Source organism: Streptomyces caelestis, from assembly GCF_014205255.1.
Lineage (GTDB): Bacteria > Actinomycetota > Actinomycetes > Streptomycetales > Streptomycetaceae > Streptomyces > Streptomyces caelestis.
Genome location: NZ_JACHNE010000001.1, coordinates 5,199,587 through 5,225,934, shown reverse-complemented (window position 1 = coordinate 5,225,934; position 26,348 = coordinate 5,199,587). Strand labels below are relative to the sequence as shown.

The following is a 26,348-nucleotide window of genomic DNA, read 5'->3' as shown; positions in this document are numbered from 1 at the left end:
GGTTAGTTGATCACCACCTTGACGATGCCGGTGAGGGCGATCTGGGCGAGGGAGAGGGGGACGAGGAGGGTCCAGGAGAGTTTCTGGAGCTGGTCCTCGCGCAGGCGGGGGTAGGTGACGCGGAGCCAGATCACGATGAAGGCCAGGACGGCGGTCTTCAGCAGGGTCCAGACCCAGCCGAGGCCGTCGGCGCCCCAGGGGCCGTGCCAGCCGCCCAGGAAGAGGACGGTGGTCAGGCCGCACAGGACGACGATTCCGGCGTACTCGGCGAGGAGGAAGAGGGCGAAGCGGAGGCCGGTGTACTCGGTGTACGCGCCGAAGATGATCTCCGAGTCGGCGACGGGCATGTCGAAGGGCGGGCGCTGGAGTTCGGCGAGGCCGGCCACGAAGAAGACGATCGCGCCGACGATCTGCCAGGGCAGCCACCACCACTCGAAGGCGTCGAGGATGCCGGGGATCGAGACGGTGCCGGCCGCCATGGCCACCGAGGCGGCGGTCAGGAGCATCGGGAGTTCGTAGGCGAGGAGCTGGGCGGCGGTGCGGAGGCCGCCGAGGAGGGAGAACTTGTTCGCGGACGCCCAGCCGGCCATGAGCGAGCCGAGGACGCCGACGCCCATGACCGCCAGGACGAAGAAGACGCCCGCGTCGATGACCTGGCCGACGGCTCCCTCGTCCGGGCCGATGGGGATGGCGAGCAGGACGAGGAGGTACGGCAGGAGGGCGACGGCGGGGGCCAGTTGGAAGATGCGGCGGTCCGCGCCCGCGGGGACGATGTCCTCCTTCTGCGCGAACTTCACGCCGTCGGCGATCAGCTGGGCCCAGCCGTGGAAGCCGCCGGCGTACATGGGGCCGAGGCGGCCCTGCATGTGGGCCATCACCTTGTGTTCGGTCTGGCCGATGATCAGGGGGAAGGTGAGGAAGACGACGAAGACGATCAGGAGTCGCAGGGTGACGTCGAGCACGTCGTTCACCGCGGGCCTCCTGCGGGGTCTTCGGGGATATCGGTTGGCTGCCGGCTGCTCGTCGGTTCCGGGGTGTCGGGGGCGTCCGAGAGCCCGGGGCTGTCCGCGGGCTCGGGAGCCTCCGCAGGCTCGGAAGCCTCCGCAGGCTCGGGAGTCTTCGGGTTGTGCGTTACCTTCGTGCTGTCGGGGGACATCGCACTGTCCGTCGGCTTCGGGGTGTCCGGTGACTCCGAGGCGGTGTTCGGGGTCTTCGAGTCACCCGACGGCTCGGGAGCCGGCAACGGGCCGGCCTCGGGCGACGGTTCGGGAGCCGGTTCGTCGAAGGCCGGGCGGGCGTGGTGCCAGGGGGCGTCCGTGCTGCGCGGGGCGCGTGAAGCCGTGCCCGGCCGGCTGTCGCGGGGGTCGGGTGCGGCCCGCCGGCTGGCTGAGCCCTCCGATGCGCTGCGCGCCCGGCGAGGGCCGGAGGCACCTGGCTGCGTCCGCTGCGACGCCGAGCCGTCGCTCGCGCTTCGCGCCCGGTGCGGCTCCGCCGAGGTGGTCGGGGACCCGGGCTCGGCGGCTGATGGCTCCGGCTCGGTGGCCGACGGCTGGGAGCCGGTCCCGGTCGCCGCAGGTTCGGCTTCGGTCGCCTGGGAATCGGTGCTGGACGTCGTGGATTCAGGGTCGGTGGACGTCTGGCTTACCGAGCCCTGCGCCGCCGTACGGCTCCGCCGCGGGGCAGCCGGAGACTCGGGAGGCGTATCACCCGTCGTGGCCTGGCTCGCCGAGCCCTCCCCCGCCGTTCGTGCACGGCCTGGAGCAGCCGGAGACGAAGTGCCCGCGTCACCGGAAGCGGTCTGACTCGCCGAGCCCTGCGCCGCCGTACGGCTCCGCCGCGGGGCAGCCGGAGACTCGGGAGGCGTACCACCCGTCGCGGCTTGGCCGGCGGAGCCCTCCGTCGCCGAGCGGTCAGGAGGCGGCCCCGACGATGCCGGAGCAGCCGACTCCCCGGACACGGCCTGGCTCGCCGAGCCCTCCGCCGCCGAGCGGCTGCGGCGCGGGGCAGTCGGAGGCGGTGTGCTCCCGTCACCGGAAGCGGCCTGGCTCGCCGAGCCTTCCCCCGCCGAACGGGTCCGTCGCACCGGGCGTTCGCCTGCGGGGCGGGTGGCGGTTCGGGGTGGGCGGTCGGCTGTTGCGCGGGCGGCGCCGCGGGACGGGGCCGGGGGGAGTTGGCCCTTCAGGGGGCCCCATTCGTTCGGGTCGGGGACGCCGGGGGGAAGCATCTGGCGGCGCTTGGGGCCGCCGTGTTCCGACTCGCCGGGTTCCTTCGCGCCGGGCCAGGCCTTGGCGACGCGTGCGGCCAGGACGAAGTCCTTGCGCAGGGGGTGGCCTTCGAAGTTCTCGGGCAGGAGGAGGTGGTCCAGCGCCGGGTGGCCGTCGAAGGTGATGCCGAACATCTCGTGCGTCTCGCGTTCGTGCCAGGCGGCACCCGCGTAGACATCGACGGCCGAGGGCAGGGCGGGGGCCTCGTGCGGGACCGTCGTACGCAGGAGGAGGCGTCGGAGCGGGGACAGCGCCGCGACGTGGGCCGTGACGCGGAAGCCCGTGCCCGGTTCGTCGACCGCGCTCAGCCAGTCGAAGTACGTGCAGCCCAGGCGGTCGCGTGCGGTCTCCAGGGCGGAGATCCAGGCCGCCGGCGGTACGTCGACCGTCAGGACCTCGTACGACTCCTCGGCTGTGGCGTCGGCGCCGAAGAGTTCCCCGGCGTCGGCGGGGAGCCAGCCGGTCGCGGTCATCGTCCCTCCCCCGGCGTCGAGTCGGAGGCCGGGGCCGGCGGTCGCACCAGGCCGCTCTGCAGCGCCGCCGCCGAGGGCCGAGCCGTGCCGTACCGATCCCCCAGCGACTCGCGGGCGATCTTCTCCTGGAGCTTCAGGATGCCCTGGAGCAGCGCCTCGGGCCGGGGCGGGCAGCCGGGGACGTAGACGTCGACGGGGATGATCTGGTCGACGCCCTTGGTGACGGAGTACGAGTCCCAGTAGGGGCCGCCGCAGTTGCTGCACGCGCCGAAGGAGATGACGTACTTGGGTTCCGGCATCTGCTCGTAGAGGCGCTTCACCGCCGGGGCCATCTTGTCCGTGACCGTGCCGGAGACCACCATCAGGTCGGCCTGGCGCGGGCCCGGCGCGAAGGGGATGACGCCGAGCCGGATGAAGTCGTGCCGGGCCATCGACGCCGCGATGAACTCGATCGCGCAGCAGGCGAGACCGAAGTTGAAGACCCAGAGCGAGTAACGGCGGCCCCAGTTCAGGATCACCTTCATCGGCTCGGGCGCGAGACGCGCGAGGGCGCCGAGCCGCTTCGGCTCCGGAAGCAGCACGGGCTCGGGGCTGGAGGGGGTCACGTCCATGCCAGCACGCCCTTCTTGTATGCGTAGAGCAGGCCCACGGCCAGGAAGCCGAGGAAGATGAACATCTCCACCAGGGTCGTCGCGCCGTAGCCGGGGGCTGCGAAGACGGTCGCCCAGGGGAACAGGAAGATCGAGTCGACGGCGAAGATCACGTAGAGGAAGGCGTAGACGTAGTAGCGGACCTGGGTGTGGGCCCAGCCTTCGCCGACGGGGTCGACGCCGCACTCGTACGTCAGGAGCTTCTCGGGTGTGGGGACCACGGGCCGCAGCAGACGGCCGGCCCCGAAGGCGACGGCGACGAACAGCACGCCGACGACGGCGAGCAGGCCGACGACCGAATAGGACTGGAAGTAGTCCGCCGCGACGACGGTCGTGGTGACGACGGTCGGTTCCGGCACGTCCGTCCCTCGCTCCCTGAAACTCGGACTGGATCCTGCGACGGTTCCGCGGCTCCGGGGCACGGCCGGGGACTACGGACGCCGCCGTTCGACGAACAACGGACGCCGCCGTTCGACGATCTGTACGCACGGGAGTCTAGGCCCTGATAAAGGCAGGGTAAGCAGCCCGTCACGCCCTGGCACGCGGGGGTGGGGTTTACCTCAGTTCATCCTGGCGGTCTGCCTCATGGCGCGGCTGCCCGCCGCCGGGCACGCTGACGCATATGACCGAACGCATCCCGCCCTCCGGCACGAGCACGGCCACGTCGGCGGCCAGGCAGGACGACCGTCCGCCGCCGCCCCGTCTCGCCTATGACCGGCACACCTGGAAGGAGATCGCGCACCTCCTGGCGAACCTTCCGGTCGCGCTGCTCGGATTCACCTACGTCGTGACGGTCCTGTTCACCAGCTTCGGGCTGACGATCACGGTGATCGGGTTCCCGCTGATCGCGGCCGGACTCATGGGCGCGCGGCTGCTGGGCCGGATGGAGCGGGCGAGGGCCAGGGCGCTGCTCGGGGTGCGGGTGGACGAACCGAGCCGGTTGCCGCTGCGCGGCTCGGGCGGCTTGCTCCCGCGGCTGTGGATGTCGCTGAAGGACCCGGTGGGCTGGCGCACGGTGCTGTACGAGTTCATCCGGCTGCCGTGGGGTGTCCTCACCTTCACCATCACACTGACCTCGCTGTTCGTGCTGTGGCCGGTGCTGCCGTTCATCGCGCGGGGCATGGCCAACGCCGACCGGGCCATGGTGCGCGGGCTGCTGTCGCCCTCCGACGAGCTGGAGCGGCGCATCGCCGAACTGGAGTCCGACCGGGGGGTCGTGGTCGACACGGCGGCCGCCGACCTGCGGCGCATCGAACGGGATCTGCACGACGGGGCGCAGGCCCGGCTGGTCAACCTGGCCATGGGGCTGGGCCTGGCGAAGGAGAAGGTTCTCGAGGATCCCGACGCGGCGGCGGCGATGGTCGAGGAGGCGCACGGCGAGGTGAAGCTGGCGCTCCAGGAGCTGCGCGACCTGGCCCGTGGCATCCACCCGGCGGTCCTGACCGACCGCGGGCTGGACGCGGCCCTGTCCGCGGTCTCCTCGCGCTGCACGGTCCCGGTCAAGGTGACGGTCGACCTGCCGGCACGGCCGGCCGCGGCCATCGAGGGCATCGCCTACTTCACCGTCTCGGAGCTGCTCCAGAACGTCAGCAAGCACAGCGCGGCGAGGTCGGCGTCGGTGGATGTGTGGCGGACGAACGACCGGCTGCTCATACAGGTGTGGGACGACGGCCGCGGCGGCGCGAGTCTCGACGGCGGTACGGGGATGAAGGGCCTGGCCGAGCGGCTGGACGCCGTCGACGGGCTGTTCGTCCTGGAGTCACCCGAGGGCGGCCCCACGACGGTCACGGCGGAACTGCCCTGGCGCGACCGCACGGACGCCTCCGGCGCGGACAACCGCTAGGTCCTGCCGCCCACCAGTGCCTGACGCCGCAGGCGCGGGGTCGGTGACGGGAAGCGCGGGGGCCCTGACCGCAGCGCGGGGTCGGTGACGGGAGGCGCGGGGGCCCTGACCGCAGCGCGGCCCGTGGCCGCAGAGCGAGGCGAAGCCCGCAGACGCAAGGCCGGCGGACGCCTGCGCCGGGCCCCCGGCCGCAGCGCCGGGCCCTGACCACAGACGCGGAGCAAAGCCCCGCAGACGCAAGACCAGTGGCCGCAGGCCCAAGACCAATGGCCGCAGGCCCAAGGACGGTGGCCGCAGGCCCAAGACCAGTGGCCGCAGGCCCAAGGACGGTGGCCGCAGGCCCAAGGACGGTGGACGCACGCGCGGGGTGGGGAAAACCCCCCGTCCAAGACGCCGACGGACTCCATGGTTCGCCTACCTGCGGCGGAGCAGGGTGGAGGTACGAGGGAACAGCCGCAGGACGAGGAGAAGGACGACGCCGATGGCCACGGAGTACGGACAGGGATACGGGCTCGACGGCAGGCCCGGGTTTCCCGGGAGCACCGAGCGGCGGCACCGGCTGCCCGCCGCGCTGCGGGCGCCGGTCGAGGGCCGCACCTGGCGCGAGCTCGGATACGTGCTGCTCAGCCTGCCGATCAGCATCCTGCTGTTCACCTACGCGGTCACGATGGTGTCGCTGGGGGCGGGACTGCTGGTGACGTTCCTCGGCATACCGGTGCTGGCGGCGGCACTCGCCGGGTGCCGTGGCCTCGGGGCGCTGGAGCGGCTGCGGGCGCGGACGTTGCTGGGCATGGAGGTGGCCGACCCGGAGCCGCTGCGGATGAAGAAGCCGGGCGCCATGGCGTGGATGGGGGCCGTCCTCAAGAGCGGCGCCTCGTGGCGGGCCCTGCTGTACGCGGTGCTGCATCTGCCGTGGGCGGTGTTCTCGTTCGTCGTCGCCGTGAACGTCTGGGTGCTGGGCTGGGCGCTGCTGACGTATCCGCTGTGGTTCTGGGTGTTGGTGTACTCCGGCGAGGACGGGATGCAGCTGTACGGCGACGAGACGCACCGGGTCTACCTCGACAACCCCTTCGAGATCACGGTGACCGCGCTGGTGGGTCTGCTGCTGACGATCGCCACGCCGTGGATCGTGCGGGCGCTGACGATGGTGGACCGGCTGATGGTGCACGGGCTGCTCGGGCCGTCGCGGCTGGCCTCGCGAGTGGTGGAGCTGGAGTCGGACCGGGGCCTCGTGGTCGACACGGCCGCCGCCGACCTGCGGCGCATCGAGCGGGATCTGCACGACGGCGCGCAGGCACGGCTGGTGGCGCTGGCCATGGATCTGGGGCTGGCGAAGGAGAAGCTCCAGGAGGATCCGGAGGCGGCCGCGCGGATGGTGGACGAGGCGCACGGTGAGGTGAAGACGGCCTTGCAGGAGCTGCGGGACCTGGCCCGGGGGATCCACCCGGCGGTGCTGACGGACCGCGGGCTGGACGCGGCACTGTCGGCGGTGGCGTCGCGGTGCAGGGTGCCGGTGCAGGTCGAGGTCGACCTGGCGGAGCGGCCGGCGCCGGCCATCGAGGGGATCGCGTACTTCACGGTGTCGGAGCTGCTCCAGAACGTCAGCAAGCACGCGCGGGCGACCTGGGCGGGCGTAGAGGTGTGGCGGACGGGGAACCGGCTGATGCTGCAGGTCGTGGACAACGGCGTGGGCGGGGCCGACACGTCCCGGGGGTCCGGGCTGGCGGGGCTGGCGGAGCGGCTGGACGCGGTGGACGGGATCCTGGTGGTGGACTCGCCGGCGGGCGGGCCGACCCGGGTGACCGCGGAGCTGCCGTGGCGGGGCGCGCACGTGAGGTGACCTTCGGTCGAAGGGGGCGGCAGGGGCGAAGTCCCCTGCCGCCCCTGAGGGCCGTGCCGAGGCCTGATCTCCGCCCGTTGCCCTCCCCCGCCCGCGGCCCTCCCCACCACTCCGAAGCCCTCCCCACCACTCCGAAGCCCTCCCCCACCGCCCGAATCGGCCGCATCGCCGGACAACAAGCCCGTCCAACCCCCATCCCCCGCCCGATCCTGAAATGCTGGACCCGTCGCACGGGTGGGCGCGGAGCCGTTGTGGGCTGCGGACGGGCGACATGGGGCTGTGGGGGCCGAACATCGTGGAGGACAGGGTGCGGGTGGTCATCGCCGAGGATTCAGTGCTGCTCCGGGAGGGCCTGACCCGGCTGCTGACCGACCGGGGCCACGAGGTCGTCGCCGGGGTCGGTGACGGTGAGGCTCTGATCAAGACCATCACGGAGCTGGACGCGCAGGGCGAGCTGCCAAACGTCGTGGTCGCCGACGTACGGATGCCGCCGACGCACACCGACGAGGGGGTGCGGGCGGCGGTGCAGCTGCGCAAGGCGCACCCGGGGCTCGGCGTGCTGGTGCTGTCGCAGTACGTGGAGGAGCGTTACGCCACGGAGCTGCTCGCGGGGTCCAGCCGGGGTGTCGGCTATCTGCTGAAGGACCGGGTGGCCGAGGTGCGTGAGTTCGTGGACGCGGTGGTGCGGGTGGCCGAGGGCGGGACGGCCCTCGACCCGGAGGTCGTCGCGCAGCTGCTGGGCCGCAGCCGTAAACAGGACGTGCTCGCGGGGCTGACCCCGCGCGAGCGTGAGGTGCTGGGGCTGATGGCCGAGGGGCGGACGAACTCGGCGATCGCCCGGCAGCTCGTGGTCAGCGACGGGGCGGTCGAGAAGCACGTCAGCAACATCTTCCTGAAGCTGGGGCTCTCCCCGAGCGAGGGGGACCACCGCCGGGTGCTGGCCGTGCTGACGTACCTGAATTCCTGACCGGCGAGGTACCTGAATTCCTCAGCGGCCGCCTGGCCCGGAACAGGACAAGTCAGCGCGGGTGATCGTCTCAAAGTCGTGTCCAACATGCGAATGACCCGCAGAAGGCGACCTCTGCGGTCGTAGTGTTGATCCTGGGAAGGCCTGCGGGAAGGCCCTCCCGGACAGCCGCCTCGAGGGAGGTCCAGTTCAGTGACCAGCCAGGTCAGTAGCCCAGCGGAGCAGGCCGACGAAGCAGTCGTAGGAGAGCAGCGCAAAGCGGCGGGCGCGAAGGACGTTCGCCGCCTCGACCGGGTGATCATCAGGTTCGCGGGGGACTCGGGTGACGGCATGCAGCTCACCGGTGACCGTTTCACCTCGGAGACCGCGTCGTTCGGCAACGACCTGTCGACGCTGCCGAACTTCCCGGCCGAGATCAGGGCGCCCGCCGGGACCCTGCCGGGCGTGTCGTCCTTCCAGTTGCACTTCGCCGATCACGACATCCTCACGCCCGGCGACGCGCCGAACGTGCTGGTGGCGATGAACCCGGCCGCCCTGAAGGCGAACATCGGCGACCTGCCGCGCGGTGCCGAGGTGATCGTCAACACGGACGAGTTCACCAAGCGCGCGATGCAGAAGGTCGGCTACGCCACCAGTCCGCTGGAGGACGGGTCGCTGGACGGCTACCAGGTCCACCCCGTGCCGCTGACCACGCTCACCGTGGAGGCGCTCAAGGAGTTCGACCTCACCCGCAAGGAGGCCGAGCGCAGCAAGAACATGTTCGCGCTGGGCCTGCTGAGCTGGATGTACCACCGGCCCACCGAGGGCACGGAGAGATTCCTCCGGTCGAAGTTCGCGAAGAAGCCCGACATCGCGGCGGCCAACATCGCCGCCTTCCGGGCCGGCTGGAACTTCGGCGAGACCACCGAGGACTTCGCCGTCTCCTACGAGGTCGCCCCGGCGGCCACGGCGTTCCCGCCGGGTGTCTACCGCAACATCTCCGGCAACCTCGCCCTGTCGTACGGCCTGATCGCCGCGAGCCGGCAGGCGGATCTGCCGCTCTACCTGGGGTCGTATCCGATCACACCGGCGTCGGACATCCTGCACGAGCTGAGCAAGCACAAGAACTTCGGCGTGCGGACCTTCCAGGCCGAGGACGAGATCGCCGGTATCGGGGCGGCGCTGGGCGCGGCCTTCGGCGGTTCGCTGGCCGTGACCACGACGAGCGGCCCGGGTGTGGCGCTGAAGTCGGAGACGATCGGTCTCGCCGTCTCGCTGGAGCTGCCGCTGCTGATCGTGGACATCCAGCGCGGTGGCCCCTCGACCGGTCTGCCCACCAAGACGGAGCAGGCGGACCTGCTCCAGGCGATGTACGGGCGCAATGGCGAGGCTCCGGTCCCGGTGGTCGCGCCCCGGACGCCGGCGGACTGCTTCGACGCCGCGCTGGAGGCGGCCCGGATCGCGCTGACGTACCGCACGCCGGTGTTCCTGCTGTCCGACGGTTACCTGGCCAACGGCTCCGAACCGTGGCGCGTTCCGGACCTGGAGGAGCTGCCTGACTTGCGGGTGCAGTTCGCGCAGGGGCCGAACCACACGCTCGACGACGGCACCGAGGTCTTCTGGCCGTACAAGCGCGACCCGCAGACGCTGGCCCGCCCGTGGGCGATCCCGGGCACGCCGGGTCTGGAGCACCGGATCGGCGGCATCGAGAAGGAGGACGGCACGGGCAACATCTCCTACGCCCCGGCCAACCACGACTTCATGGTGCGCACCCGGCAGGCGAAGATCGACGGCATCGAGGTCCCGGACCTCGACGTGGACGATCCGGACGAGGCCAGGACCCTCGTCCTGGGCTGGGGCTCGACGTACGGACCGATCACGGCCGCGGTGCGGCGGCTGCGCCGGGCCGGGGAGTCGATCGCGCAGGCGCATCTTCGCCACCTCAACCCCTTCCCGAAGAACCTGGGCGCGGTCCTCGGGCGTTACGACAAGGTGGTGATCCCCGAGATGAACCTCGGGCAGCTCGCCACGCTCATCCGGGCGAAGTACCTGGTGGACGCTCAGTCGTACAACCAGGTCAACGGTATGCCGTTCAAGGCGGAGCAGCTCGCCGCGGCTCTGAAGGAGGCCATCGATGGCTGAGACGTCCACACAAGGAACGGGCACCATCGAGGCGCTTTCCCTCGTCCCCAAGGCCGAGGGCAGGCAGTCGATGAAGGACTTCAAGTCCGATCAGGAAGTGCGCTGGTGTCCCGGCTGCGGCGACTACGCCATCCTCGCCGCGGTGCAGGGCTTCATGCCCGAGCTGGGGCTGGCGAAGGAGAACATCGTCTTCGTCTCGGGCATCGGCTGCTCCTCCCGCTTCCCGTACTACATGAACACGTACGGGATGCACTCCATCCACGGTCGCGCCCCGGCCATCGCCACGGGTCTGGCCAGCTCCCGCCGCGACCTGTCGGTGTGGGTCGTCACGGGTGACGGTGACGCGCTGTCCATCGGCGGCAACCACCTGATCCACGCGCTGCGGCGCAACGTCAACCTCAAGATCCTGCTGTTCAACAATCGGATCTACGGTCTGACCAAGGGGCAGTACTCGCCGACCTCCGAGGTCGGCAAGATCACCAAGTCGACGCCGATGGGCTCGCTGGACGCACCCTTCAACCCGGTGTCGCTGGCGATCGGCGCGGAGGCGTCGTTCGTGGCGCGGACGGTCGACTCCGACCGCAAGCACCTGACGGAGGTGCTGCGCCAGGCCTCCGCCCACCAGGGCACGGCCCTGATCGAGATCTACCAGAACTGCAACATCTTCAACGACGGCGCCTTCGACGCCCTCAAGGACAAGCAGCAGGCCGAGGAGGCCGTGATCCGGCTGGAGCACGGCAAGCCGATCCGCTTCGGCAGCGACCTGGCCAAGGGCGTCGTACGGGACCAGGTGACCGGTGATCTGAAGGTGGTCGCGGTGACGCCGGACAACGAGGACCAGGTGCTCGTCCACGACGCGCACGCCGAGTCCCCGACCACGGCGTTCGCGCTGTCCCGCCTCGCCGACCCGGACACCCTGCACCACACGCCGATCGGTGTGCTTCGCTCCGTCGACCGGCCCGTCTACGACACGCAGATGGCCGACCAGCTGGACACCGCGATCGAGCAGCACGGCAAGGGCGACCTGGCCGCGCTGCTGACAGGCGGCGACACCTGGACGGTCGTCGGCTGAGCACGACCACGCCCTACGGCAACGAGGCCCGGGCCCGCTAGGAAGCGGCCCGGGCCTCGTCGTATGCCCGGCGGGCCTTCTCCACGTCGTCCATGCGCCGATGCGTCCACTGCGTCAGGGCCCGCACCTGCTCGGCGGCCTCGCGGCCCAGGTCGGTGAGGGAGTAGTCGACGCGGGGCGGGATCACGGGCTTGGCGTCGCGGTGGACGAGGCCGTCGCGCTCCAGGGTCTGGAGCGTCTGCGTGAGCATCTTCTCGCTGACCTTCCGGCCCCCGTCATGGCTGATCGCCCGGCGCAGCTCGCTGAACCGGTACGGGCGGTCCAGCAGCTCGGTCAGGACGAGCACGCCCCAGCGGCTGGTGACGTGCTCCAGCACCAGCCGGTACGGGCACAGGGCCTCACTTTCGCTTACCGCCATGCCAGTACCTTACTTCAAAGTGGGTACTTTCCAAGAGTTAGCGCATGCCATAGGGTTAGTGCCATCGCACCCCACAAGGAGAGCCATCACCATGAGCATCGTCGTCACCGGAGCCACCGGACACCTCGGCCGTCACGTCGTGGAGCAACTGCTGGAGAAGGTCCCCGCCGAGCAGATCACCGCGGTCGTCCGCAACGCGGAGAAGGCCGCCGACTTCGCGGAACGCGGTGTGAAGATCGCGCTGGCCGACTACAACGCGCCCGCGTCCTTCGACGGCCTCTTCTCCGCCGGCGACAAGGTGCTGCTGGTCTCGGGTAACGAGTTCGACAAGGGCCGTGTGCAGCAGCACAAGGTCGTCATCGACGCCGCCAAGGCGGCCGGTGTGGCCCTGCTCGTCTACACCAGCGCCCCGGGCACGCTGACCGCCGCGCTCGCCGACGACCACCGCGGCACCGAGGAGCTGCTGCTGGACTCCGGCGTGCCCTTCACCCTGCTGCGCAACGGCTGGTACCACGAGAACTTCACCGAGAACCTCGCCCCGGTGCTGGAGCACAACGCGGTCGTGGCCGCCGCCGGTGAGGGCAAGGTCTCCTCCGCCGCCCGCGCCGACTACGCCGCTGCCGCCGTCGCCGTGCTGACCGGCGAGGGGCACGAGAACAAGACGTACGAACTGGGTGGCGACACCGCGTGGAGCTTCACCGAGTACGCGGCCGAGCTGAGCCGTCAGACCGGCAAGGAGATCACCTACAACCCGGTCTCGACCGAGGTGCTCACCGGGATCCTGACCGGCGCCGGCCTGCCCGAGCCGCTGGCGCAGACGCTCGCGGGCGTGGACGCCTCCATCGAGAAGGGCGAGCTGGTCGTCTCCACCGGGGATCTGTCCCGGCTGACCGGCCGTCCGACCACCCCGTTCTCCGAGGCCATCGCCACGGCGCTCAAGGGCTGAACTCCCCCGGCGGGCCCTTGAGCCGCCCCACCCCCGGCTGTCATGACCGTATACCGATACGGGCATGACAGCCGGGGGCGCTCGGCGATACCGTCGTGAACGCGGAACACACGTACGGAGGAGGGGCCCGTGAGCGCCAAGCCGAGGGGTGAGCGGCACATCGGACTGCTGAACGGCTTCGCGGCCTACGGGATGTGGGGGCTCGTCCCGCTGTTCTGGCCCCTGCTGAAGCCCGCCGGGGCGCTGGAGATCCTGGCCCACCGGATGGTGTGGTCGCTGGTCTTCGTGGGCGCCGCCCTGCTCGTGCTGCGCCGCTGGGCCTGGGCCGGAGAGCTGCTGCGGCAGCCGCGCAGGCTGGGCCTCGTCGCGATCGCCGCGACCTTCATCACCCTCAACTGGGGCCTGTACATCTGGTCCGTGAACTCCGGGCACGTCGTCGAGGCCTCGCTCGGGTACTTCATCAACCCGCTGGTCACCATCGCGATGGGGGTCCTGCTGCTGAAGGAGCGGCTGCGGCCGGTGCAGTGGCTGGCGGTCGGGACCGGCGCTGCGGCGGTCGTCGTGCTGACCGTCGGCTTCGGCCGGCCCCCGTGGATCTCCCTCGGCCTCGCCTTCTCCTTCGCCACGTACGGGCTGGTGAAGAAGAAGCTGAACCTCGGCGGCGTGGAGTCGCTGGCCGCCGAGACCGTGGTGCAGTTCCTGCCCGCGCTCGGCTTCCTGGTGTGGCTGACCGCGCGGGGCGACTCCACCTTCACCACCGAGGGCGCGGGGCACGCGGCGCTGCTCGCCTCGGCCGGGATCGTCACCGCGCTGCCCCTGGTCTGCTTCGGCGCGGCCGCCATCCGTGTGCCCCTGTCCACGATCGGCCTGCTGCAGTACCTGACGCCGGTCTTCCAGTTCCTGCTCGGCGTCTTCTACTTCCACGAGGCGATGCCGCCGGAGCGCTGGGCCGGGTTCTCGCTGGTGTGGCTGGCACTGACACTGCTCACCTGGGACGCCCTGCGCACCGCCCGCCGGGCCTCCCGCGCACTCACCAGCGAGATCAGCGTGCCCAGCACCACCAGGACCACCGGCACGGTCAGCGCCGCCCGGAACGCCGACAGCGTGGCCTCCGGGCCGGACCCGGTGGACGCCAGGCCGTAGACCGCGGTCACCGCCGCGATGCCGAGGGCGGAGCCGAACTGTGTGGCGGTGGTCAGCAGCCCGCCGGCCAGGCCCTGCTCCGAACCGGTGACCCCGTCCGTGGCGGCGATCGTCAGCGGCCCGTAGGCCAGGGCGAAGGCGAGGCCCGAGAGGAACAGGGTGGGGAACATCGCGGCGTAGGACCAGTCCATGCCCACCGGCAGGAACAGCGCGTACGCGATCACGGCCAGGACGAAGCCGCCGACGATCACCTGGGCGTTGCCGAAGCGGGCGACCAGCCTCGGGGTGAGCGTCGGGGCGAGGACGGCGTCGACGCCCATGACGATCAGGGCCACCGCCGTCATGAGGGGCGACCAGCCGCGCAGTTCCTGGAGGTAGAGCGTGACGAGGAACTGGAAGCCGAAGAAGGCGCCGAGGAAGAGCAGCGCTCCCAGGTCGGCCCGCACGACCGGGCCCTGGCGCAGGATGCCGAGCCGGACCAGCGGATCCGGGCTGCGGCGTTCGACCACGACGAACGCACCGGCCAGCACGAGCGCCGCGAGACCGGAGACCACGGTGAGCGGCCAGTCGCGCAGGCCGTGTTCGAGGCGTATGACGGTGTAGGCGGCCAGCAGCATGGCGCCGGCGGCGGTGATCACGCCGGGCAGGTCGAATCCGCGCCGGCGCGCGGGCGGGCCGTCCTGCCGGGGCACCAGGCGTACGGCCGCGACGAGCAGCGCCGCGGCCAGCAGCACCGGCGCGAAGAACACCCAGCGCCAGCCGAGCTGGGTGAGCAGACCGCCGATGACCAGGCCGAGGGAGAAACCGGCCGCGCCCGTGCCGGCGAAGACCAGCAGGGCCTTGTTGCGCTTGGGGCCCTCCGCGTACGAGGTCGTGATCAGGGAGAGCGCGGCCGGGGTCATGAACGCGGCGGCGACGCCCGTGACGAACCGGGCGACGACCAGCATCCAGCCCTCGGTCGCGAAGCCGCCGAGCCCCGAGAAGGCGAGGAAGACGGCCAGCCAGAAGAGGAACATCCGCCGCCGCCCGAGCAGGTCGGCGGCCCGGCCGCCCAGCAGCGTGAAGCCGGCGTAACCGAGCACATAGCCGCTCATCACCCAGGCCGCGGTGTCGGTGGCCAGACCGAGATCGGAGCGGATGGCCGGGATCGCCACCGCCATCATGGCGACGTCGATGCCTTCGAGGAAGATCGTCCCGCAGAGGACGAACAGCAGCGCCCAGGCACGGGTGCCCATGAATCAACACTCCTCGTGTCAGGATCGGTTACGCAAGTGAGGGTCGGTTCCCTCTTGCCTGGTGACCAGGACGGAGCGGCACCAGGAGGAGATCGCGGCGGCCCGCACCGCGTACGACGCCCGCGAGGCGGAGACGCGGGCCGCGGAGACTACGGCGTCCTAGCGGGCCGCGGAGACTACGGCGTCTCAGCCAACCGCGGGGACTAGGGCGTTCTGGGAGCCTGGCGGGACCGGTGTGCCCGGGCCTTCTCGCGGTTGCCGCAGTGCTCCATCGCGCACCAGCGGCGACGGCCCGGGCGGGAGGTGTCGACGAAGAGCAGGTAGCAGTTGTGGGCGCCGCACTCGCGCACACGGTGCGCGTAGGGACCGGTGAACAGGTCGATGGCGTCCCGGGCGATCGTGGAGAGCAGGTGGGCTCCGGTGGCGCCAGGGGCCCAGGCGCGGGTGCCGTCCGGCTCGATGCGGGCGACGAGCGGGGGCCCGGCCGCGGTGGTGTTGACGACGTCCAGGTGGGCGGCCCGCAGCGGGCGGCCGTGGGCGCGGTCGGCGGCGAGCGGGAACACGGCGTCGCGCAACGTGCGGGCGCGCTCCAGCTCGTCCTCGGTGACGGTGATGTCCAGGCCGTCCGGGAGGCGGCTGCGCGCCGTCCAGGCGACCAGGTCGGCGGGCTCGTGCAGCACCTCGTAGCGCGCGAACTCCCCGGGGCCGCCCGTCGTCAGCAGCTCCAGGCACAGCGCGCCGGGATCGAAGCGGAAGGCCTTCCCCTGAAAAGAGACCAGCGTCAGGCCGGGTGTCCTCTCCGGCGTTTCCCCTGCGCGCCCACTCATGTAACCAGTATAACTGGTTACATGACACAGACCCCGGCATCACCCGCCCCCGTGCACTGGAAAATCTCCATCGACGCGAACGACCCGCACGCGCAGGCCGACTTCTGGGCCGCCGCCCTCCGGTACGAGGTCGAGGACAACAGCGCCCTCATCGAGAAGCTGCTCGGCTTCGGCGCCCTGCCGGAGGAGCTCACCGTCGAGTTCCACGGCCGCCGCGCCTTCCGGGACCTGGTCGCCGTACGGCACCCCGAGGACCCGTTCGAGGAGGAGAGCGGGACCGGGCTGGGGCGGCGGCTGCTGTTCCAGCGGGTGCCGGAGGAGAAGACGGGCAAGAACCGGCTCCACCTCGATCTGCACCCGGGCGAGGGGCGGCGCGAGGAGGAGGTCGCACGACTGGAGGGGCTCGGTGCGCGTGTGCTGCGGCGGGTGGCCGAGCAAGGCGGCGAGTGGGTCGTGATGGCGGATCCGGAGGGGAACGAGTTCTGCGTGCATTGATACTCTCCTCCCTGCCGCGCGACCTTCCTGCACGCCTTGGCACGCAGCTGCTTCGCCTGGCGGCAACCCTTCGACGCCGGCTGCCCCTTGGCGGGTCTGCGGCGGGCCGTCATCCGGTCGTACCGGGTCAGCTTCGCCTTGGCCTTCCTGCCGTGTTCGGCGCGTGGGAGGTCGTGGGCGTCGGAGGTGGTGGTGGCGGTCTCCAGTCGATCCCGATCACGCGGCCGGTGACGGGCGGCGGCTGGACTTCGGCGGGAACGACGAACGAGGCGTTCCCGTGGCCGACGCTGTCCCGGTACACGCGCACACTGGACGGCTCGGCGGCACGCGCGGGACCACACCACCGTCAGCACGATGCCTCCGGCCAGGCGCAGGCGCCCGTCCTTGAGCCGGAAGCCGCGCCGCGTGCAGTTGAGCGTGGGGGTCGGCCTCACGCTTCCTCTTGTATGCCGGCATACCGGCTCGCCGCCGCTGCGAAGACCGTCCTTGCACGGTGTCACGGCACGGGCCTCGGTCAGCATCCTGTCCAGCCGGGCGGAGCCGGATTCACAACGCCCTGACGTAATAGTGCTCTTGACGAACAGTCAGTAACAGTTTCACCATCCAGGCACCCCATTCACTGTGGGCTGCCTGTGGACACCCCACGGGCTTCCCGAAGGAAGTCGGAGCCCCCACATGAAGCTCTCCGTTTCCGCGCGTGCCGTGGCGGCCGGTGCCGTGGCGACCGCCATGCTCCTGACCGGCGGTGCCGTAGCGGACGCCGCGTCCGCTCCCCCGAGACCGGCCGCCGCGCCCGACATACCCCTGGCGGGCGTCAGGGCCCACCTGTCCCAGCTCCAGTCCATAGCCACCGCCAACGGCGGCAACCGCGCGCACGGCCGCCCCGGCTACAAGGCCTCGCTCGACCACATCAAGGCCAAGCTGGACGCGGCCGGGTACACCACCACGGTCCAGCAGTTCACCGCCTCCGGCCGCACCGGCTACAACCTGATCGCCGACTGGCCCGGCGGCGACGCGAACCGGGTCGTGATGGCCGGCTCGCACCTCGACAGCGTGTCCTCCGGGCCCGGCATCAACGACAACGGCTCCGGCTCGGCCGCCGTCCTGGAGACCGCCCTCGCCGTGTCCCGGGCGCAGTACAAGCCCGCCAAGCACCTGCGGTTCGCCTGGTGGGGCGCTGAGGAAGTCGGCCTGGCCGGCTCCCGCCACTACGTCAACCGGCTGGCCACCGGGGACCGTTCGAGGATCAGCGCCTACCTGAACTTCGACATGATCGGCTCCCCGAACCCCGGCTACTTCGTCTACGACGACGACCCGGCGATCGAGAAGACCTTCAAGGAGTACTTCACCGGCCTCGGCGTCCCGACCGAGATCGAGACCGAGGGTGACGGCCGCTCCGACCACGCGCCCTTCAAGAGCGCGGGTGTGCCGGTGGGCGGCCTGTTCACGGGGGCGAGCCGGACGAAGACGGCGGCGCAGGCGGCCAAGTGGGGCGGTACGGCCGGGCGGGCCTTCGACCGCTGCTACCACTCCTCCTGCGACACCACCGCCAACATCGACGACACCGCCCTCGACCGCAACAGCGACGCCGTCGCGCACGCGGTGTGGGAGCTGTCGCGGTAACGGCGCCTACTGGTTGCGGGCGCGTTCGGTCAGGCGGCCCATGCGGGCCCGGGCCGACTCCAGTTGCTCGACCTCCTCGGCGGCGGGGCCGTCCTCGGCGGCGAGTTCGGTCCACAGGCCGATCAGGTCCCGCCCCAGCTCCAGTCCCACCGCCGGGTCGCGCACCGCGCGCCAGGCCGTGGCCGCGCTCTCCACGTTGCCGTAGGCGGCCTCCGCGTCGCCCGTGCGGCGGCGAGCACCGGCCAGGTCGAGGGACAGCCGGAAGGCACGGAGCGGATCACCCGCCAAGTAGGCGATATATGCGGTGAGTTCGCGCAGCCGGAGCACCTCGGGGTGCTCCGGCCCGAGCGTCCCGGACGCCTCCGCGACGGCCTGGTCCGCCAGCCCGGACGCCTCGTCGATCCGGCCTTCCCTGACGGCCTCGTTGATCCGCCCGATCGGCTCCGCGAGGAGAGCGGGGGCGGCGGGGTCGCCCGGGGCGCCGAGCAGTTCGTCGCCGAGCACGGCCTCCGCTACGGCGTCGAAGCCCCGGACGGGAGTCGGCTTGGCGTCGGCTTCGGCCGCCAGCAGCTCCGCTTCGGACATCGGCTCGGGCTCCCGCCTGCGGTGGGGCCCCGGGCCGCTTCCGGGGACGGGGAGCGGCCTGACGTCCATGAGCGGGGGCGGCCCGAACTCGCCGGTCGGGGGCGCGACGATCCCGGGAGGGGTGACCGGGCCCGAGGGCGCGAACACGTCCGCCGACGTGGACGTACCCGAGGGCTGGGGCGTGTCGGGCGGCGTGGGCCAGGCCGGTGGTGCGTCTTCCGGTTCGGGCACCGCCCGCAGCGGGAACGTCGAGGCCGTGCCACGGCCGGACCCCGGTACGGGGCGCAGGACGTGCGTGGCCCTGTCGTCCCGCGGGTGCTGCCGCTCCGGCGCGGACGGCGTCGGCCCGGGCGGCTCCGTCACCGGTGCTTCGGCGGCGACGGCGTCCTGCGGCGGTGCCGTACGGACCGGCTCGGCGGTGAAGCGGCTGGAGCCGTCCGGATCGACCTGGAGCGGCACCACGTAGCCGATGCGCTCGTCGTGGACCGTGGCGAGGACGGGATGGCCGGTGGCGAGGGCGATGTGGTGAAGGCGGTTCAGCACGGCCTGCTGGATCTCCTCCCCGGGGGCCGCGAAGACGGGGACGCCGCCGACCGAAGCGCCGTCGGAGACACCCCCCGCGCCGGCTCCCGGCCCCGCTCCTGCCGGGTCCGTTCCGGCCCCGGGGACACGGACGTCGATCGGCGCCGCCGGGGTCGCCGCGTGGGCGGCCTGCTTCTGTTCCCGCTTCTTCTCGCGGCTGAGTCGAGACATCGTCCCCTCATTCGGCGTCGTACACCTGCTGTCGAGTGTGTCCGCTCGCTCGCGTTTCTCACGTCACCGCGGTGTCACAGGCTCGTCCCAACGGTTCCAGGCCGCGGCATGGATCGTTCCGGATGGCATGAGGATCGAGCGTACGAGGGAAGAGAGGGGCATGCAGACAGGCATGCGACAGGGACCGGAGATCTGGATCCGCGGTCCGGTGACGAGCACGCGGGAGCCGGGGCCGCCGGGGTCCGGTCACGCCCATGCGGCGGTACGGCGTTTCTCCTGGGTCGGCACACACGGCGGCGCGGGCGTCTCCACCCTTGCCGCGGTCTACGGCGGTCATGACAGCGGCCGCGCCTGGCCCGGGCCGGGCGACCCGCCGTCCGTGCTGCTGGTCGCTCGGACGCACGCGGCCGGGCTGGACACGATCGCCGGGGCGGTGGAGATCTTCCGGCGAGGTCAGGCGCCGCCCGGCCTCGACCTCGACGCCGTCGTCCTGGTGGCGGACGCTCCGGGCCGGCTGCCGCGTCCGCTCGCCCAGCGGATCAGGTCCCTGGAGTCGGTCATCGACGTGTACCGCGTGCCGTGGGTGCCGGCCTGGCGGCTGGGTGAGCTGGGGCATCCGCCGCGCGAGACTTCGGCCCTGGTCCGCCTGACGGGAGCGGCGCGCTGATGGCGGTGCCGCTGTCGGCCGGGGAGATCGCGGCGGGCGTGCGGGCCCGGGAGCTGCGCGCGGTCGACGTGGTCGAGGCGGCGCTGGAGCGGATCGATCGGGCCGATCCGCAGCTGTGCGCGTTCGTCGAGGTGTGGCGCGAGGAGGCGTTGCGGCGGGCGGGCGAGGTGGACGCGCGGCTCGGCCGGCGTGCCGCAGATGTCACCCGAAAGGGGGAAGCGCTGCCGTTGGCCGGGGTGCCGATCGCCGTGAAGGGGCGGCACGGGCTGCGTGCGGCGGGGCCGTTGCTCGCGGCCGGTTGTGTCGCCGTGGGCGCGACCTCCGTGCCCGGGCCGGGAACGCCCTGGCAGACCTGGGGACTCGGCGCCCGGGGCCGGACCGTCAACCCGTGGCGGGCGGACCGTACGCCGGGCGGTTCGTCGGCCGGGGCCGCTGTGGCGGTGGCGGCCGGATTGGTGCCGCTGGCGACGGGCAGCGACGGGGCCGGGTCGGTGCGGATACCGGCGGCGTGGTGCGGGGTGACCGGCCTGAAGACCACGGCCGGACGGCTGCCCTCCGCCGACCGTACGGGGCTCGCCGTGCAGGGTGTGCTCGCCCGCTCGGCGTCGGACGCGGCGCACTGGTGGCGGGTGGTGTCGCAGGAGCCGGTGCCGGCCGGCCCACCTCTCCCCGTCACCGCCGTCTGGTCGTCCGACCTGGGCTTCGCCGGGCCCGACCCGGAGCCCGTCGCGCTCGCCCGGGCGGCGGTCGAACGGCTCGTGGCGGCGGGTGTCGTACGGCTCGTACGGCCGCCGGTGCCCTTGCGGCTCCTGGACCCCGGGCCTGCCTGGCTCGCCCTGCGCACACCCGGTGCCGATCCGGGCGATGCCCACCATGTCCGGGCGGAGAACGACCGGCGGCTGGCCGGACAGTTCGCCGGAGCGGAGCTGCTGCTGACGCCGACCACACCTACCCCACCGCACGGGCACGACGGCCCGGGCGACCGCTACTCCACGTCTCTCACCTGGGCGTTCAACCTCAGTGGGCATCCGGCACTGAGCCTCCCGGCGGGCTTCGGCGGTGACGGCTGCCCGGCCGGGCTGCACCTCGTGGCGCCGCACGGCCGGGAGGCACTGCTGCTGGCCGTGGCGCGGGAGGCGGAGGTGCGCATCGGGAGCTGACGGCCGCGCCCCTGGTGCATTTAGATGCGCACGCATATGATGCATGCGCGTGTAATTGATGTGCGCCTATCTTCTGGGGGGACACCCATGACCCGTCGCTTCCTCTTCGTCCTGGGCAGCGCCCGTGCCGACGGCAACACCGAGCTGCTCGCCCGCCGGGCCGCCGAGCAGCTGCCTTCGGACGTCGAACAGCAGTGGTTCGACCTCGCCGAGCATCCGGTGCCCGACTTCGAGGACCTGCGGCACGACAGCGACCACGTCCGTCCGACCGAGGGGAACGTGGCGCTGCTGCTCGACGCCACCCTCGCGGCCACGGACATCGTCATCGCCTCGCCCCTGTACTGGTACTCGGTCTCCGCACAGACCAAGCGCTACCTGGACTACTGGTCGGGCTGGCTGCGCACCCCCGGCCTCGACTTCAAGGTGACCCTGGCCGGACGCACCCTGTGGGGCGTCACCGCGCTCGCGCACACGCAGCCGGAGGTGGCCGACCCGCTGGTCGGGACGCTCAACAACTCGGCCGCGTACATGGGGATGCGGTTCGGCGGGGTGCTGCTCGGCAACGGCAGCAAGCCCGGTGACGTGCTGAACGACACGGAGGCGCTGGCCCGCGCGAAGACGTTCTTCGCCCAGGAGGCACCACTGGCCCGGTTCGTGTACGAGGACTGAGCGCTACGCGGTGATGTCCTTCGTCGTGAAGCGGGCCCAGGCCGCCGAGCCGAACACCGCCGCGTACAGGGCCTGGAGGCCGAGGTTCTTCGCCAGGTCGTCCCAGTAGACCGGCTCGCGCAGGAGGTCGGCGAAGGACAGCCAGTAGTGCGAGAAGAAGTACGGCTGGAGGGCGTGCAGTTGCGGGATCTGGTCGAGGATCTGGACGGTGATCAGCAGGCCGACGGTGGTCGCCATCGCCGCGATGCCGCTGCCCGTGAGCGTCGAGACGAACAGTCCGAGCGCGGCGACGCCGATCAGTGACGCGGCGACGACCAGGGCGATCAGCAGGGCTCTGCCCAGGCCCTCGGCGAAGCCGATCCGCGTGCCGGAGATGGTCGTCAGATCGCCGAGCGGGAACAGCAGCGCGCCGACCGTCAGCGCCGAGACGGCCACGACGAGGGTGGCGGCCAGGCAGAAGATGACGACGGTCGCGTACTTGGTGAGCAGCAGACGGCTGCGGCCGGCCGGGGCGACCAGCAGGTAGCGGAGCGTGCCGGCGTTCGCCTCGCCGGCGATCGCGTCGCCCGCGACGACCCCGATCGCCATCGGCAGGAAGAACGGGAGGGTGGCGGCCAGCGCGGTGAAGACGAGGAACAGGCCGTTGTTGGTGATCTGCGAGATGAAGGCCGGTCCCCCGCCGCCGGGCGACGAACCGCCGCTCGTCTCGATCTTGATGGCGATGCCGACCAGGACGGGCACGCCCGCCAGCACGGCGAGCAGCGCGAGGGTGCGCCAGCGCCGGAAGGTGGTGGTGAGCTCGCTGCGCAGCAGCCCGAAGGTCCACAGCGGGCTCACCGGCCGTACGGTCTGCCCGACTTCAGCCCGCGACATCGAAGCCCTCCCCGGTCAGCGCCACGAACGCGTCCTCCAGCGAGGCCCGTTCGACCATGAAGCCGCGTACCCGCACACCGGCCGTGACCAGCGCGGCGTTCACGTCGGCGAGGTCGCTCTCCGGTGGTTCGCCGGTCACCCGGTCGTCCGTGACGACGACGTCGCCGACGCCCTGCTCCTTCAGCACCCGGGCCGCCTCCGCCGGGTCCGGCGTGGTCACCACCAGCCGGCCGCGCACCCCGGCGGACAGCTCGGCGACCGGGCCCTGGGTGATCAGACGGCCCTGCGTCATCACAGCCGCGTGTGTGCAGACCTGCTCGATCTCGTCGAGCAGATGGGAGGAGAGGAAGACCGTCGTGCCGTCCGAGGCCAGCTCACGTATCAGGGCGCGGATCTCGCGCATGCCCTGCGGATCGAGGCCGTTGGTCGGCTCGTCGAGCACGAGCAGCCGGCGCGGCTGGAGCAGCGCGGCCGCCAGGCCCAGGCGCTGTTTCATGCCCAGCGAGTACGCCTTGGCCTTCTTGCCCGCGGCGGCCGTCAGGCCCACCCGGTCCAGCGCGGCGGCGACCCGGTCCCTCCGGGTGCGCGGATCGGCGGCCGGGTCGGCGGAGTCGTACCGGATCAGGTTGTCGCGGCCGGAGAGGAAGCCGTACAGGGCCGGGCCCTCGATGAGGGCGCCGACGTGCGGCAGCACGGCGCGGGTGGCCCGGGGCATGGGCTGCCCGAGCACCTGTGCCGTGCCGGAGGTGGGCTCGATGAGGCCCACCAGCATGCGGATGGTGGTGGTCTTGCCGGAGCCGTTGGGGCCGAGGAAGCCGAAGACGCTGCCCGCCGGGACGGTCAGGTCGAGGCCGTCGACGGCGAGCTGTCCGCCGCGGTAGCGCTTGGTGAGCGCGCGGGTCGCGATGACCGGTTCCCCGGCCCCGGCCCGCACCTCGCTGTGCTCCGGCTCCGCGGCGGACAGTTCGCCCATCGGCTTCCTCGTTCTCTTGAAAGGACTTACTTGCCGGCGTCGGCCGCCTTCACGAGCGCGTCCTTGGTGACGGCGCCCACGTAGACCTTGCCGTCGTCGGTGACCAGGGCGTTGATCAGGCGGGTCGAGAAGACCGTGCCCGAGCCGAACTTGCCGGTGACCTTGTCGCCGAGCGAGTCGATGAAGCCGCCGAACTCGCCGCCGGCCTTGCCCGAGGGCACGCCCTCGCCGCCGGTGTCGAAGGTGGCTATGGAGCTCCAGCCCTCGCCGATGGTCTTCATGCCGTCGAGGCCCTTGCCGAAGTCCTCCCCGGCCTTGGGGGCGTGCTCGCGCGGCCCGCCCTTCTCGAAGCCCTTGCCGAGGTGCTTGTCGGAGCCCTTGCCGAAGTCCTTGGCGGCGTCCTTCTCCTCGGTGACCTTCGCGCCCTTGGGCGGGGTGAAGTCGAAGGTGGACGCGGCCGGCTCGGCGAAGCTGACCTGGGTGAAGCCCGCGTCGACGACGGCGGCGCCGCCGCTCGCCGGGGTCAGCGTGAACTTCAGCGGCATGCCGGTCTTCGCGTCCACGGCCACGGTGACCGCACCGACGGTCGAGCCGGACTGCTTCGGCTTGACGACCAGCTTGTAGGCGTCCCGGCCGGCGACCTGGGCGGTGCCGTCCACGGTCACGGAGGTCGTGTCGTCGACGGCCTTCAGGGCCTCCTCGGCGAAGTCCTTCGGCGTCGCCGGCGGCTGCTCCTTCTCGCGCTCCGGGCTCTGAGAGGCGGTGCCGTGGTAGACCTCGTTCGACTTGCTGTCGTAGCCCCACACGTCCTTGCCGTTGTGGACGAGGCTGTACTCGGCGGCGTTCTCCAGCAGCGACACCTTCTGCTTGTCCGGGCCGTCGGCCGCGACGCGCAGGGTGTGCGTGCCGGAGGCCAGTTCCGTGAGCTTGGCCGTCGGGTCGGCGGAGGAGCCGCCCTCGCCCTGGCCCGCGGCGCCGGACATCAGGCTGCTCTCCAGCCCGCCGAGGTCCGGCAGGCCGAGGTCCGTGCTGATCTTCACCGTGCCGGACAGCTGCTGGACGTCGGACTTGGCGATCTTCTCGATGAGCTGCTGGGCGGTGATCTTCGGGAGGTCGGGGTCACCGGAGTCGGCGAGTGCGGGGACCAGCCCGATCGTCGCGGCCGCCACCCCCATCACCGTGACCGGGACGACGTACCGCGCGGCTTTGCGCCGCCCGGAGCGCCGCTCGTCGGCCTCCCCGCCGGTCGTGCTGTCGTCGGATGCGTACGGTGCCATGTGTGCCCTACCTCCGTGGTCGGCGGCGGCTGTCCGTGTCGTCCACGCACTCGTCCCTGTGCCGCCATTCTCACCCGAAGTGGTGAGGAGTGGTGTTTTCCGTGGTCTCCATCTGACCAAATCGGCCAGGGAGATACGTCAGACCCCGGGCTCAACTCCACGTACTGCTGCGGTATGACACGAGAGGGCTTCTTCTCCCGCGACCCGTAGGGGTCGTAGGGAGAAACGCGCTAACCGGCCCGGTGCACGACCGCGTCGGACAGCTCCACCAGCGCCGTCTTCGCGGTGCACTCGGGCAGCGGCGCCAGCGCCGAGCGGGCGTCCTGGGCGTAGCGGATGGTGTCCTGCCGGGCCTGTTCCAGCGCGGGGTGGGCGCGCAGCAGGCGCAGGGCCTCGGCGTGCCGGTCGTCGTCGGTGAGGTCGGAGTCCAGCAGCTCGCACAGGGCGATGTCGTCCGCGAGCCCGAGCCGGGCGGCCCGCTCGCGCAGCCGCAACACCGGCAGCGTGGGGATGCCCTCGCGCAGGTCGGTGCCGGGGGTCTTGCCGGACTCGTGGGAGTCGGAGGCGATGTCCAGGACGTCGTCCGCGAGCTGGAAGGCGACGCCGAGCCGCTCGCCGTACTGGGTCAGCACGTCCACGACCGTGTCGTCGGCGCCGGACATCATCGCGCCGAACCGGCACGACACCGCCACCAGTGAGCCGGTCTTGCCGCCCAGCACGTCCAGGTAGTGCTCGACCGGGTCGCGGCCGTCCTGCGGTCCGGCCGTCTCCAGGATCTGCCCGGTCACCAGCCGCTCGAACGCCTCGGCCTGCACCCGCACCGCCTCCGGGCCGAGGTCGGCCAGGATGTGCGAGGCGCGGGCGAAGAGGAAGTCGCCGGTGAGGACCGCGACGGAGTTGCCCCAGCGGGCGTTCGCGCTCGCCACCCCGCGGCGCACGGTGGCCTCGTCCATCACGTCGTCGTGGTACAGCGTGGCGAGGTGGGTCAGCTCCACGACGACGGCCGACGGCACGATCCCGGGCGCGTACCGGTCGCCGAACTGGGCGGAGAGCATCACGAGCAGCGGACGGAACCGCTTGCCGCCGGCCCGCACCAGGTGCTGGGCGGCCTCCGTGATGAAGGGCACCTCGCTCTTGGTGGCCTCGAGCAAGCCTTCCTCGACAGCCGCCATTCCGGCCTGGACATCGGCTTCCAGAGCCTGGTCCCGCACGCTCAGCCCGAACGGCCCGACGTCGGTCACGAGGGGTCTCCTGTCTGCTGGTGTCTGCCGGTGATCACGCGGTTTGTCGATAGGTCGCCGCCCTCACTCGAGTCAGCGTATCCGGTCACGTTTCGATCACCGCCAGCGCCCATGGTTACAGGCCGGGCGGTATCCGGTCACGACCGCAATGATTTCGATCAGCTCATAAGAGCAGACATTTATCGACTTACCGGGAGGTTTCAGGTTATGTGCGATTTGCCGTATTGAGTAAG

Annotated in this window: 23 protein-coding genes and 2 pseudogenes; 12 read left to right on the top strand and 13 right to left on the bottom strand. The window is 71.6% G+C overall.

Translation table 11 applies throughout. The features are described from left to right. Positions 1-2: 2 nt before the first annotated feature. Genes HDA41_RS23970 through HDA41_RS23955 form a run of 4 tightly spaced genes read right to left on the bottom strand, consistent with a single transcriptional unit; the run spans position 3 to position 3,746 of the window. On the bottom strand, positions 3-971 hold the full coding sequence (locus HDA41_RS23970; RefSeq protein ID WP_184987060.1) for a complex I subunit 1/NuoH family protein: 969 nt from the start codon (positions 969-971) through the stop codon (positions 3-5). Beyond that, positions 968-2,737 carry an NADH-quinone oxidoreductase subunit C gene (locus HDA41_RS23965; RefSeq protein ID WP_184987058.1) on the bottom strand — a complete coding sequence of 590 codons (1,770 nt, stop codon included), beginning with the start codon at positions 2,735-2,737 and terminating at the stop codon, positions 968-970. Before HDA41_RS23965 ends, HDA41_RS23970 begins: the two co-directional genes overlap by 4 nt. Continuing rightward, on the bottom strand, positions 2,734-3,348 hold the full coding sequence (locus tag HDA41_RS23960) for an NADH-quinone oxidoreductase subunit B (RefSeq protein ID WP_184987056.1): 615 nt from the start codon (positions 3,346-3,348) through the stop codon (positions 2,734-2,736). The genes HDA41_RS23965 and HDA41_RS23960 overlap by 4 nt, the downstream gene beginning before the upstream one ends. Then, a complete protein-coding gene (locus HDA41_RS23955; RefSeq protein WP_010041427.1) occupies positions 3,339-3,746 on the bottom strand; it encodes an NADH-quinone oxidoreductase subunit A in 408 nt (135 codons plus the stop codon). Before HDA41_RS23955 ends, HDA41_RS23960 begins: the two co-directional genes overlap by 10 nt. Before the next feature lie 263 nt (positions 3,747-4,009). Here HDA41_RS23955 and HDA41_RS23950 point away from each other — a divergent pair, with 263 nt between their 5' ends. From HDA41_RS23950 to HDA41_RS23930, 5 genes are all read left to right on the top strand, one after another. Further along, positions 4,010-5,230, top strand: coding sequence for a sensor histidine kinase AbrC1 (locus HDA41_RS23950; RefSeq protein ID WP_184987054.1), 1,221 nt, complete (start codon positions 4,010-4,012; stop codon positions 5,228-5,230). 481 nt (positions 5,231-5,711) lie between these two features. Next, a complete protein-coding gene (locus HDA41_RS23945; protein ID WP_184987052.1) occupies positions 5,712-7,070 on the top strand; it encodes a sensor histidine kinase AbrC2 in 1,359 nt (452 codons plus the stop codon). 307 nt (positions 7,071-7,377) lie between these two features. Then, positions 7,378-8,037, top strand: a complete 660-nt coding sequence (gene abrC3 / locus HDA41_RS23940) for a response regulator AbrC3 (protein WP_512700974.1) — start codon at positions 7,378-7,380, stop codon at positions 8,035-8,037. Between the two features lie 192 nt (positions 8,038-8,229). Then, entirely contained in the window at positions 8,230-10,158 is a 1,929-nt protein-coding gene (locus tag HDA41_RS23935) for a 2-oxoacid:acceptor oxidoreductase subunit alpha (protein ID WP_184987050.1), read from the top strand. After that, entirely contained in the window at positions 10,151-11,230 is a 1,080-nt protein-coding gene (locus HDA41_RS23930) for a 2-oxoacid:ferredoxin oxidoreductase subunit beta (RefSeq protein WP_184987048.1), read from the top strand. Before HDA41_RS23935 ends, HDA41_RS23930 begins: the two co-directional genes overlap by 8 nt. Positions 11,231-11,267: 37 nt before the next feature. Here HDA41_RS23930 and HDA41_RS23925 read toward each other — a convergent pair whose 3' ends face one another. Further along, a complete protein-coding gene (locus HDA41_RS23925) occupies positions 11,268-11,648 on the bottom strand; it encodes a winged helix-turn-helix transcriptional regulator (RefSeq protein ID WP_184987046.1) in 381 nt (126 codons plus the stop codon). 91 nt (positions 11,649-11,739) lie between these two features. Between HDA41_RS23925 and HDA41_RS23920 the strand changes: the two genes are divergently transcribed. Continuing rightward, positions 11,740-12,594: an SDR family oxidoreductase gene (locus HDA41_RS23920; RefSeq protein WP_184987044.1), complete on the top strand. Its 855-nt coding sequence runs from the start codon at positions 11,740-11,742 to the stop codon at positions 12,592-12,594. A gap of 192 nt (positions 12,595-12,786) precedes the next feature. Continuing rightward, positions 12,787-13,524: pseudogene (gene rarD, locus HDA41_RS23915) on the top strand (EamA family transporter RarD); the annotation flags it as partial. Here rarD and HDA41_RS23910 read toward each other — a convergent pair. Both HDA41_RS23910 and HDA41_RS23900 read right to left on the bottom strand, forming a co-directional pair. Next, positions 13,509-14,972, bottom strand: a complete 1,464-nt coding sequence (locus tag HDA41_RS23910; protein ID WP_230299413.1) for an MFS transporter — start codon at positions 14,970-14,972, stop codon at positions 13,509-13,511. The pseudogene rarD and the gene HDA41_RS23910 sit on opposite strands and share 16 nt — an antisense overlap. A 203-nt stretch (positions 14,973-15,175) precedes the next feature. Further along, positions 15,176-15,799 (bottom strand): CGNR zinc finger domain-containing protein, encoded by a 624-nt coding sequence (locus HDA41_RS23900; protein WP_184987042.1) that lies wholly within the window; start codon positions 15,797-15,799, stop codon positions 15,176-15,178. 21 nt (positions 15,800-15,820) lie between these two features. Between HDA41_RS23900 and HDA41_RS23895 the strand changes: the two genes are divergently transcribed. Continuing rightward, on the top strand, positions 15,821-16,294 hold the full coding sequence (locus HDA41_RS23895) for a VOC family protein (RefSeq protein WP_184987040.1): 474 nt from the start codon (positions 15,821-15,823) through the stop codon (positions 16,292-16,294). Between the two features lie 11 nt (positions 16,295-16,305). Here HDA41_RS23895 and HDA41_RS41485 read toward each other — a convergent pair. Next, a pseudogene (locus HDA41_RS41485) lies at positions 16,306-16,768 on the bottom strand (nuclease/transposase family protein); the annotation flags it as partial. A gap of 201 nt (positions 16,769-16,969) precedes the next feature. On the opposite strand from HDA41_RS41485, the gene HDA41_RS23890 reads away from it, so the two are divergent. Then, positions 16,970-17,917, top strand: coding sequence for a M28 family metallopeptidase (locus HDA41_RS23890; protein WP_184987038.1), 948 nt, complete (start codon positions 16,970-16,972; stop codon positions 17,915-17,917). Positions 17,918-17,923: 6 nt separating this feature from the next. Here HDA41_RS23890 and HDA41_RS23885 read toward each other — a convergent pair whose 3' ends face one another. Further along, on the bottom strand, positions 17,924-19,255 hold the full coding sequence (locus HDA41_RS23885; RefSeq protein ID WP_184987036.1) for a tetratricopeptide repeat protein: 1,332 nt from the start codon (positions 19,253-19,255) through the stop codon (positions 17,924-17,926). Between the two features lie 172 nt (positions 19,256-19,427). Here HDA41_RS23885 and HDA41_RS23880 point away from each other — a divergent pair, with 172 nt between their 5' ends. From HDA41_RS23880 to HDA41_RS23870, 3 genes are all read left to right on the top strand, one after another. After that, a complete protein-coding gene (locus HDA41_RS23880; RefSeq protein ID WP_376706814.1) occupies positions 19,428-19,922 on the top strand; it encodes a DUF6668 family protein in 495 nt (164 codons plus the stop codon). After that, on the top strand, positions 19,922-21,082 hold the full coding sequence (locus tag HDA41_RS23875) for an amidase (protein WP_184987032.1): 1,161 nt from the start codon (positions 19,922-19,924) through the stop codon (positions 21,080-21,082). The genes HDA41_RS23880 and HDA41_RS23875 overlap by 1 nt, the downstream gene beginning before the upstream one ends. A gap of 87 nt (positions 21,083-21,169) precedes the next feature. Further along, entirely contained in the window at positions 21,170-21,751 is a 582-nt protein-coding gene (locus tag HDA41_RS23870; protein WP_184987030.1) for a flavodoxin family protein, read from the top strand. Positions 21,752-21,754: 3 nt separating this feature from the next. On the opposite strand, the gene HDA41_RS23865 is transcribed toward HDA41_RS23870, so the two are convergent. From HDA41_RS23865 to HDA41_RS23850, 4 genes are all read right to left on the bottom strand, one after another. Next, positions 21,755-22,624 carry an ABC transporter permease gene (locus HDA41_RS23865; RefSeq protein ID WP_184987028.1) on the bottom strand — a complete coding sequence of 290 codons (870 nt, stop codon included), beginning with the start codon at positions 22,622-22,624 and terminating at the stop codon, positions 21,755-21,757. After that, positions 22,611-23,597 carry an ABC transporter ATP-binding protein gene (locus tag HDA41_RS23860; protein ID WP_184987026.1) on the bottom strand — a complete coding sequence of 329 codons (987 nt, stop codon included), beginning with the start codon at positions 23,595-23,597 and terminating at the stop codon, positions 22,611-22,613. Before HDA41_RS23860 ends, HDA41_RS23865 begins: the two co-directional genes overlap by 14 nt. Positions 23,598-23,623: 26 nt before the next feature. Next, a complete protein-coding gene (locus HDA41_RS23855) occupies positions 23,624-24,874 on the bottom strand; it encodes a LolA family protein (RefSeq protein ID WP_184987024.1) in 1,251 nt (416 codons plus the stop codon). 230 nt (positions 24,875-25,104) lie between these two features. Next, the gene (locus HDA41_RS23850; protein WP_184987022.1) at positions 25,105-26,115 is read right to left on the bottom strand and encodes a polyprenyl synthetase family protein; all 1,011 of its coding nucleotides are present in this window, start codon (positions 26,113-26,115) and stop codon (positions 25,105-25,107) included. Between the last annotated feature and the right edge of the window lie 233 nt (positions 26,116-26,348).